This is a genomic window from Acinetobacter sp. ANC 7912, from assembly GCF_039862785.1.
GTDB lineage: Bacteria > Pseudomonadota > Gammaproteobacteria > Pseudomonadales > Moraxellaceae > Acinetobacter > Acinetobacter thermotolerans.
Map to the genome: position 1 here is coordinate 1 of NZ_CP156796.1, position 9,121 is coordinate 9,121.

11 protein-coding genes and 2 pseudogenes are annotated in these 9,121 nt (G+C 39.3%); 9 read left to right on the top strand and 4 right to left on the bottom strand.

Features of this window, described 5'->3' with window-relative positions; all coding sequences use genetic code 11:
- Positions 1–296: 296 nt before the first annotated feature.
- The 5 genes from ABEF84_RS15340 (at position 297) to nadS (ending at position 1,801) form a co-directional block, all read left to right on the top strand.
- Entirely contained in the window at positions 297–512 is a 216-nt protein-coding gene (locus ABEF84_RS15340) for a cold-shock protein (protein WP_151711055.1), read from the top strand.
- A gap of 97 nt (positions 513–609) precedes the next feature.
- Positions 610–837 carry a hypothetical protein gene (locus ABEF84_RS15345; RefSeq protein WP_004745640.1) on the top strand — a complete coding sequence of 76 codons (228 nt, stop codon included), beginning with the start codon at positions 610–612 and terminating at the stop codon, positions 835–837.
- A gap of 66 nt (positions 838–903) precedes the next feature.
- Entirely contained in the window at positions 904–1,101 is a 198-nt protein-coding gene (locus ABEF84_RS15350; RefSeq protein ID WP_180105335.1) for a hypothetical protein, read from the top strand.
- Between the two features lie 114 nt (positions 1,102–1,215).
- Positions 1,216–1,536 (top strand): type II toxin-antitoxin system RelE/ParE family toxin, encoded by a 321-nt coding sequence (locus ABEF84_RS15355; protein ID WP_272330591.1) that lies wholly within the window; start codon positions 1,216–1,218, stop codon positions 1,534–1,536.
- Entirely contained in the window at positions 1,529–1,801 is a 273-nt protein-coding gene (nadS, locus tag ABEF84_RS15360; protein WP_005108769.1) for a NadS family protein, read from the top strand. The genes ABEF84_RS15355 and nadS overlap by 8 nt, the downstream gene beginning before the upstream one ends.
- A gap of 658 nt (positions 1,802–2,459) precedes the next feature.
- Here the strand turns inward: nadS and ABEF84_RS15365 are convergent.
- Positions 2,460–3,162: pseudogene (locus ABEF84_RS15365) on the bottom strand (IS1-like element ISPa14 family transposase).
- Between the two features lie 115 nt (positions 3,163–3,277).
- Here ABEF84_RS15365 and aph(3'')-Ib point away from each other — a divergent pair.
- The 3 genes and pseudogenes from aph(3'')-Ib to ABEF84_RS15380 form a co-directional block, all read left to right on the top strand.
- Positions 3,278–4,081 (top strand): aminoglycoside O-phosphotransferase APH(3'')-Ib, encoded by an 804-nt coding sequence (gene aph(3'')-Ib / locus ABEF84_RS15370; RefSeq protein WP_001082319.1) that lies wholly within the window; start codon positions 3,278–3,280, stop codon positions 4,079–4,081.
- Entirely contained in the window at positions 4,081–4,917 is an 837-nt protein-coding gene (locus ABEF84_RS15375; RefSeq protein ID WP_000480968.1) for an aminoglycoside O-phosphotransferase APH(6)-Id, read from the top strand. The genes aph(3'')-Ib and ABEF84_RS15375 overlap by 1 nt, the downstream gene beginning before the upstream one ends.
- Before the next feature lie 87 nt (positions 4,918–5,004).
- A pseudogene (locus ABEF84_RS15380) lies at positions 5,005–5,262 on the top strand (hypothetical protein); the annotation flags it as partial.
- 182 nt (positions 5,263–5,444) lie between these two features.
- Here the strand turns inward: ABEF84_RS15380 and ABEF84_RS15385 are convergent.
- From ABEF84_RS15385 to repM, 3 genes are read right to left on the bottom strand one after another with little or no spacing between them, the layout of a single operon-like run.
- Positions 5,445–5,588 (bottom strand): hypothetical protein, encoded by a 144-nt coding sequence (locus tag ABEF84_RS15385; protein ID WP_001125246.1) that lies wholly within the window; start codon positions 5,586–5,588, stop codon positions 5,445–5,447.
- A 19-nt stretch (positions 5,589–5,607) separates the two neighbouring features.
- Positions 5,608–6,183 carry a plasmid replication DNA-binding protein gene (locus tag ABEF84_RS15390; protein WP_347473886.1) on the bottom strand — a complete coding sequence of 192 codons (576 nt, stop codon included), beginning with the start codon at positions 6,181–6,183 and terminating at the stop codon, positions 5,608–5,610.
- Positions 6,176–7,126, bottom strand: coding sequence for a replication initiation protein RepM (gene repM / locus ABEF84_RS15395; protein WP_163143583.1), 951 nt, complete (start codon positions 7,124–7,126; stop codon positions 6,176–6,178). The genes ABEF84_RS15390 and repM overlap by 8 nt, the downstream gene beginning before the upstream one ends.
- A gap of 822 nt (positions 7,127–7,948) precedes the next feature.
- Here repM and ABEF84_RS15400 point away from each other — a divergent pair.
- Positions 7,949–9,121, top strand: a 1,173-nt coding sequence (locus ABEF84_RS15400; RefSeq protein ID WP_347473887.1) for a hypothetical protein, incomplete at its 3' end; no start/stop codon positions are given.

Below are 9,121 nucleotides of genomic sequence, written 5' to 3' on the forward strand. Positions count from 1 at the left end.
AATATTAAATAATATAATAAATAAGTTATTGAATTTAATTAATTTTTAAAGAAAAAATATAGATTTTATAAGAAAAATTAATATTTATATCAAAAAAACTTGATTATTTTTATTTTTACTGTATATTTAACTTAACTAGAAAAAAAGTCTTGTTTCGGTAAATCTTCCTTAAGTATCGCAGTTTTAGTCATAATCCTTCGTTTTTTAGATTTTAAGTTTCATTCTTTATTATTTTCAAAGTTATTAATCAGTCAATAAAATGACTAAAAAATTATTAAAAATTAGTAGGATATATTATGTCAAACTCAAATATTGTTAAAGGTACTGTTAAGTGGTTTAACGAAACTAAAGGTTTTGGTTTCATTCAACAAGAATCAGGTCCAGACGTTTTTGCTCATTTCAGCGAAATCGCGAGTTCAGGTTTCAAGACCTTATTTGAAGGCCAGCAAGTTGAATTCAGTGTAGCTCAAGGTCAAAAAGGACCGAATGCTGTAAATATTGTTGCTATCTAAGTAATAATAAGCAGTAATAAAAAGCACTCATAAGTGCTTTTTTTATGCTTTAAAATGTTTTCAAAATTGAAAAAATCTCTAAAAAATAGGATATAAGTTGTTAAAAGTAAATGATTTAATTGCAAAATCTAAAAATGGTACTGAAATTATTGTTTCATTAATTCCTCTACATAAAATGCAAAATACACGTCAAGGTTTAAAACAAGTCGAAGTAGGTAAAAGAGTTCTACTGGAATCTGGAATAGAAGTTGATTTAAATTTGGATGGCCGTACATTTTACACTTCTCTAAATCAGCTATTTAAATTAAATCATAAAGTTGCTTAGCGATAAATTCTTAAACATCAATAATTTATGTGGTATTTCCACTGCAATTTTTTTAAGGAAATATATATGTTTAAACAGACTCTCAGCGTAAAAGACCAGTTTGGCGTTAAACACGCTATTCAAGCCACAGTAGATCATCAGTTTGCCGATACGCAATCTCACTCGAATATAAAACATATCACTGTTGAGGGAGAAGATATTCGACCTAGTTTCGAAATGTTTTTCCAAAGTACTTTAAGTGGAAAAATTTTTAAAATTTTATAAATACTATTGTTAAAACTAATACGATATTGATTGTGCGAAACGAGAGCTCAAAGCTCTCGTTTTTTTATGCAAAAACTGCTAAAATTCTTATACGCCATTGACGTACTTAAATCTATGCTATTCATTGAAACTAGTATTTTTACCAAGCAAATCAAAGAGCTTGTAAGTGATGAAGAGTATCGTCAGCTCCAGCAAGATCTCTTGATACAGCCTGATAAAGGTGACTTAATCAAGAATGGCGGTGGCATTCGTAAAGTACGTTGTGCTCAGGGCAATAAAGGCAAAAGTGGCGGTATCCGTGTGATCTATTATTGGGTCACAGAAGATGATCAGATCTTTTTCCTGGTGGCTTATCCAAAGTCTGTGAAAGATAATCTGACAGATAAAGAAACCTCGATCCTGCGTCAATTAGTGAAGGAGCAATTTCATGGATAACAACTTATTTGATGACCTGGTTGCTTCAATCAAAGAAGCTGGTGCCATCAAACGCAATGAAATAAAAGCAAGCCGAGTCACAGCGCTTGAATTGCCAGATATTAAAGAAGTACGTGAGAAAACTGGCTTAACCCAGGCAGAGTTTGCTGCACGTTTGCATATCAGCGCGAGAACCCTACAAAACTGGGAACAAGGCCGACGCTATCCGACTGGTCCTGCAGCGACTTTAATTCGCATTCTGGATGCCCATCCAACTTTGATCTAAATATTTTAGATAATAAAAAACCCCGGCATCCTGCCGGGGTTTCTCATATTGGGTTGCTAGGTATGACTCCTGTCTTACCTCACGCTCCTGGTGCGATCTTTCTTATTCTTGTTGTTTGGAACATCCTGTTCTCTATGACTTCATCATAGGAAAATTCACCTATCCTGGATAGCCGCAAAGGGCCGAGTTTTATGTGAGCCAAAGCGTACAAAATAGCCTAAATTCTATCCCCAGCAATTGGGGATAGTTTTCAGCCTGGAAGAATTGAGAACATTGGAAAAATACTAAAATTGATTACTTTTTAAACAAATTTATTGGCAAGAACTATCAAAACCGCTCATAAAAAAGCCGACTTGTTTCAAAATCGGCTTTTCGGTCATTTTTAGATTTTTCTGGTTTTATTAAGTAGTTGATATTTAAATTAATATACAAATGTACTTCGTATAATATCCATTATGTTAAATGGAAGCAAACGACCTCCAAGAAAATCGGTATAGTATGAATAGTTATTGAGTAGATAAGAGAATTAAATTAGTGAAATACTCAAATGAACAAATAGTAAAAGCACTCTTACTTGCTCCTTTACCTTTACTTTTTTTAACAACAGTCCTGTTTATCGCAGTGAATCACGGGTGGTGTTTCAAAAAGTATGCTGACATTAAATGAAGCCATTATTGATGTAAAAAAAGGTTAAGTCGAAAGCTTTAAAATGGTTTTCAATCTTTTTTGAAAAATTACAACTCCTTCTAAAACCGCGCCTAATTCGATGCCTTATTTTGCAATTATTACCTTCAATACCTACAGTAAAAAATTTACCAATACTTTGCTTGCAGTTTTTAAAAGCAGTTATGAAACTGATCCCAATGATCACTTGCAATTCGGGTGTAGTGAATACCTAATTGTTTAAGCTTTGCCTTCAATCGTTGAACTGTAGCTAAGTCTCTTTTACCCCAAACATAAGCAACAATCTCACCTGTTTCTCGATGGTAGGCGTAAATAAGCCATTGTTTATTATTTTTATTTCCCACAAAAGTCCAAAACTCATCAACTTCAAGAGACTCATAATGACTTTGTTTAGGCTGAATTTGGTAGGTCGATTCGGTTAAAGTACGTAAAACTTTACCGATACTGATTCGCTCAACTTCAGCGATATCTCGTATACCACTACCTCTGACCATCAACTGTAATATTTTTCGAGTAATGCCTGAATGACATCCTAGATAGCTCAGAGCATGGTCACCAATAAACTGACGTTTACAGTCTTTGCACTGATAGTTTTGTTTCCCATCTACTTTGATGCCATTTTTCTTTATACTGTCACTGAGGCAGGTTGGACATTTGATTTCTAGAGTTATTCGCATTTCTCTATTTTATCAAAATTCAACCTGCTTTGTTTCAGCATACTTTTTGAAACACCACCTCTTTTCGCAGGTTGAGCCACCTCCGCGCTTCATCAGAAAACTGAAGGAACCTCCATTGAATCGAACTAATATTTTTTTTGGTGAATCGCATTCTGACTGGTTGCCTGTCAGAGGCGGAGAATCTGGTGATTTTGTTTTTCGACGTGGTGACGGGCATGCCTTCGCGAAAATCGCACCTGCTTCCCGCCGCGGTGAGCTCGCTGGAGAGCGTGACCGCCTCATTTGGCTCAAAGGTCGAGGTGTGGCTTGCCCCGAGGTGATCAACTGGCAGGAGGAACAGGAGGGTGCATGCTTGGTGATAACGGCAATTCCGGGAGTACCGGCGGCTGATCTGTCTGGAGCGGATTTGCTCAAAGCGTGGCCGTCAATGGGGCAGCAACTTGGCGCTGTTCACAGCCTATCGGTTGATCAATGTCCGTTTGAGCGCAGGCTGTCGCGAATGTTCGGACGCGCCGTTGATGTGGTGTCCCGCAATGCCGTCAATCCCGACTTCTTACCGGACGAGGACAAGAGTACGCCGCAGCTCGATCTTTTGGCTCGTGTCGAACGAGAGCTACCGGTGCGGCTCGACCAAGAGCGCACCGATATGGTTGTTTGCCATGGTGATCCCTGCATGCCGAACTTCATGGTGGACCCTAAAACTCTTCAATGCACGGGTCTGATCGACCTTGGGCGGCTCGGAACAGCAGATCGCTATGCCGATTTGGCACTCATGATTGCTAACGCCGAAGAGAACTGGGCAGCGCCAGATGAAGCAGAGCGCGCCTTCGCTGTCCTATTCAATGTATTGGGGATCGAAGCCCCCGACCGCGAACGCCTTGCCTTCTATCTGCGATTGGACCCTCTGACTTGGGGTTGATGTTCATGCCGCCTGTTTTTCCTGCTCATTGGCACGTTTCGCAACCTGTTCTCATTGCGGACACCTTTTCCAGCCTCGTTTGGAAAGTTTCATTGCCAGACGGGACTCCTGCAATCGTCAAGGGATTGAAACCTATAGAAGACATTGCTGATGAACTGCGCGGGGCCGACTATCTGGTATGGCGCAATGGGAGGGGAGCAGTCCGGTTGCTCGGTCGTGAGAACAATCTGATGTTGCTCGAATATGCCGGGGAGCGAATGCTCTCTCACATCGTTGCCGAGCACGGCGACTACCAGGCGACCGAAATTGCAGCGGAACTAATGGCGAAGCTGTATGCCGCATCTGAGGAACCCCTGCCTTCTGCCCTTCTCCCGATCCGGGATCGCTTTGCAGCTTTGTTTCAGCGGGCGCGCGATGATCAAAACGCAGGTTGTCAAACTGACTACGTCCACGCGGCGATTATAGCCGATCAAATGATGAGCAATGCCTCGGAACTGCGTGGGCTACATGGCGATCTGCATCATGAAAACATCATGTTCTCCAGTCGCGGCTGGCTGGTGATAGATCCCGTCGGTCTGGTCGGTGAAGTGGGCTTTGGCGCCGCCAATATGTTCTACGATCCGGCTGACAGAGACGACCTTTGTCTCGATCCTAGACGCATTGCACAGATGGCGGACGCATTCTCTCGTGCGCTGGACGTCGATCCGCGTCGCCTGCTCGACCAGGCGTACGCTTATGGGTGCCTTTCCGCAGCTTGGAACGCGGATGGAGAAGAGGAGCAACGCGATCTAGCTATCGCGGCCGCGATCAAGCAGGTGCGACAGACGTCATACTAGATATCAAGCGACTTCTCCTATCCCCTGGGAACACATCAATCTTACCGGAGAATATCGTTGGCCAAAGCCTTAGCGTAGGATTTCGCCCTCTCCCGCAAACGACCCCTAGTTGCTCGCATAGTTGTAGATAAGCTTGAAAAAGTTAAAGTCATAGCTGGGGGATTTCCTCTCCAGTTCCTTATAGATGGTGAAACCTCTCCAGTCGGAAGTATAAGTATCAATCCTTTATTTATTTTCATCGGCATGGATCAATTTGTTTTTCTCAATTTTTTTATTGATTATTTATTTTGGATAAGTATTTTATTTGCTTTTTCTATGATTGTGAAAAAGTACAGAATTGTATAGATCTTCTAAAATTAACATAATACACCTTATACGAAACGTTTTGTAAAATTCCTTCTAAAACAATGTCTTATAGATGTAAAAACAGCCTAAGCACTCACTCTTAGGCTGTTTTAGTGATTTTTCATGTTCCACGATCAATAAATAAACAATGTTCCACGGGTTTGTTTAGCTTTGGCGAATAATCAGGATGCCTGGTCTTTTTCTTTTTGGCATTCATCCAGCTCTTTCTTCAGCGCCTTTTTATCCTGGTACGATGCAATCAGCATGATCGGGATCAGCAGCGGAGCTACAATAATTCCCAGGGCAATGTCTTTCAGTTTCGGCATGATCTTTCACCCTTATTGCTCAGTCATTATCAAAGACGGCATTCAGCACACGGCCAAATAAACCACGTTTTTTAGGTTGTGGCACTGCCACATTTTGCAACGTGGCATGCTGTAGCGTTTGGGTGTGGTATGCTGTAGTTTCTTGTTGTGGCACTGCCACATTTTCTGCAATATTTAATTCATTATTCTTTTTATTATCATTGTCTTGTTGTGTTGTCGCATGCTGTGGTAGGTCGGTGTCGCATGCCGTAGCATCTTGTTGTGGTGCTGCTGTGGCAGGTGCAACACTTTTCAGCTCAATGAGTGTTTGCATACGGTCAATTTGTTGCATTAACCGTTCTTCACGTTCTTGGTATTTTTTGACTTCATTTTCTAAATGGGCAATAAGTTTTTTTGTAGATTCATCACCTTCTTGCTTAGATGATTCAATTTTCTGAGATGTTTGCTCAGGTTCTCCAAAGCATCGTATGACCTCTGCTAGATCGAATTGTCCATCACTGGAGCGTGATAAACGTCCATTACGTACAGCTCTGTAAATGGTTGATCTATCCACATGAAATTTTTTAGATACTTCACTTAGTGATAACTTAGCCATTTACGGTGTCCTTTTTATTTGATGGCATGTATCCCACTTTTTTTAGGTATGGGTATAGCTCTTTGAATTGAGCGGGATCTTGTAGCATCTCAGCAATACGTACAGCAAACTGTTGGTAGCTTTCTGTACCTTGAGAATATTTCCCCATTTCAGGTAATTCTGAAAGCTTATTAGCAAACATATGACGTTGAGCATCGGTCATCTTTGAAAAAAGCTCCAAAGTGTTCGGATCTCTTTCTATTGATGGGCTATCCTTCTTCTTCTGTTTAAAGGTAAAAGAAAATCCTGAAATAGAACGTCCTCTTTTATGCTGTTCATATTTTACAGTTATATCCGTATGCTCATTTATTTGTTTAATTGAAAGCTCTAAAACACGCTCTTTTAAATGAGCCATCCGTAAATATTCATTATCAAGAACGCCTAACTTCTTTCTAAATTCTTGTAGTTCTATGGTTGGGGTTTTACCAGTGCTTCGCCACTGAATTAGAAGCTCATATAAGCGAATGGCATAAGCGCTACTAAGACTACTAACTTGCTGTAATTCATATTTAGTAAATTGTTCTTCCAGTCGGGTTATGAAGGGAACAACAGCAGGTGCAAATATTAAGTCTACAGTTGCTTCATTGTCGTTATAAGCAATTTGAGATACCCAACGACTCATAACATTTCGGATATTCCCATTAGCTTTTTTCTCTTGATAGCTAAATTGACGCGCGAATAAATCCTTACAAGCATCTTTTAAGGCTTGATAAGCTGTATTACGGTGTACACCAAATTGATTGATATAACTATCTGCATGAACTTCTAATGGATCATTTGCATTAATCCCTTTCCCACTTTCCCTTGCTTCAACAATAGCCAATAAAATTAAACGTTGTTCTACTAAGTCTAAGTTATAGCTTGCGTTGATTAAGGCATTGTCTTTTACAACTAAATCTCTCATAGCCACTATTTTTTTATTGTGTATAAGTACACGTTAATATTATTTGTGTACTAATGCAAGGTAAACGTGGACATATTGCAAGGTAAACGTGGACATATTGCAAGGTAAACGTGGACATATTGCAAGGTAAACGTGGACATATAAGAGCTAAAACCCTTTATTCATAAGGCTTTCAAGCCATTTAAAAGCATTTAAAAACTTTAAAATAATTAAAAGCCAAGTCACGAAAAATTGCCCTTGGTTTTCGCTTCGCTCAAACTCTATTGAACTTCGCTTTCGCTCAGTTCGTCGGGGCAATTTTTTTGGTGAATACTTACGTGACTTTAAGAAAAAGTAAAAGAAACTTGGAATTCGCTTCGCTCATAGTACTTTTTTGCTCGCTTCGCTCGGGTCTAGACTCAATTTTCTACAAGTGATTTACTGTTTTTGAGATTTTGATACTAAAAAAATGTTTTTCAGGGAGTCTAGGCGCGACTTTTTATTGTGTCGCTCGTAGACACTCGCTTATATATTTATGTTTAGAAGCAAAAAATAGGGGATATTAGCTCGTTTAACTCTAAAAACAATATAAATCCCTGGTTAAATCATTAAACGCTCTTAAAACGCAAAATAGAGCCTTTGGAGCAGACATTCATATTTAAAACCCACACATGAAATAAACAGCAGCATGTTGCTGACGCTCAATTTACGGAACTCTTATTTATACAAATACCAAAATTGATCAAAAAAAACGCTATTTTATAAAAATGGTGTTTTTTATTCTTTTTTAATCAAAGATAAACTTTTATGCTTTCCGCATAAAAGGTATATTTTGATTAGATAATGATCTACTACACAACAACGAAAACAGACTGTCTTCTCAGTCTTATGCAATGCATTTCGAATGGAAGGGCTAAGTTTTGGTTTTCTGATACTGTGCCTTTTTCAAAGTTCCATCATGTGCTTCCAAAATTAATTTTGGAGTATGGCCTCGATCTGACTGAATCTGAGCGTAAGAAAAAATCGGACTACGGGGAACCAGTATGGAGTCTGGTCATCAATTATGATCCAGCCAAAAGTGAGGTATTCCAGTTTTGGTTATTTACCACAGGCTACAGAGAAGCGCGAAGAAGTAAGCTGACGCTAAAAGAAATACTCGCCAAAAATTCGAGCATGGTACAGAAGCAAAAGTTGAATAGTATCTTGACGACTAAAAAAGAAAAACTGCTGCGCTATGGGGATTATGTACTGGGACAATACATTGAGTTTAGTGATCTTAAGCCGGAATTTTCTCGGGTTTATTATCATCCTGAACGCTTTGGCGTTATTTTTAATGTTCATGCCAAGCGTGTAAAAACTATTGATAGTAACCAAGATCTGGTTTATCGGGTGTTTAAGCCTTTTGATGCCTCTGATGTCAGGCGTTTTTCCAGTATTCAACGCATTTTTGGCTTTGCTTTTTTAGAAAATGAACATACCCGTTGGAATCAGGCATCCGTGAGTGCATTTTTACTGCAACGGTTTGGAATTAAATTTAACGATGACGTGAGCTATAACGAGCGGTTGAAAGAGCTAACTCGTGCATTACGTGGGGTTCGTAAAAAGCATTTGGAGTTTTTTCAACGATATTCTCAGAAGAAAATCCGTTTTACCTGGTATCTATCGCAAGAATTTATGCAGTCGGCAACGCGGGAGTTGAATAAAAAAATTGATTTAATTTCGACTGAACAGGCTGATCGTTTGAAAGAAGCCACTTTTAGATTGAGTTCTAAGGGGAATTTTCACGGTACACGTCATCAAATTGGCACGTTACAGGCTAAAATGAGATCGATATTAAATGCCCGAAATCCCGAGCAGAAGAAGCTGAATCAAATGTATTTTCCAAAAAACTTACACTATGTACGCTTCACTGCCAAGAAGGCTTGGAGTATGAAAGAGTTTGAAGTGGCTTGTCGAAATGCAGATCAGATTTATTTGAATAAACGGAATAAGCAAAAGCCTAAAGATCAACGATTA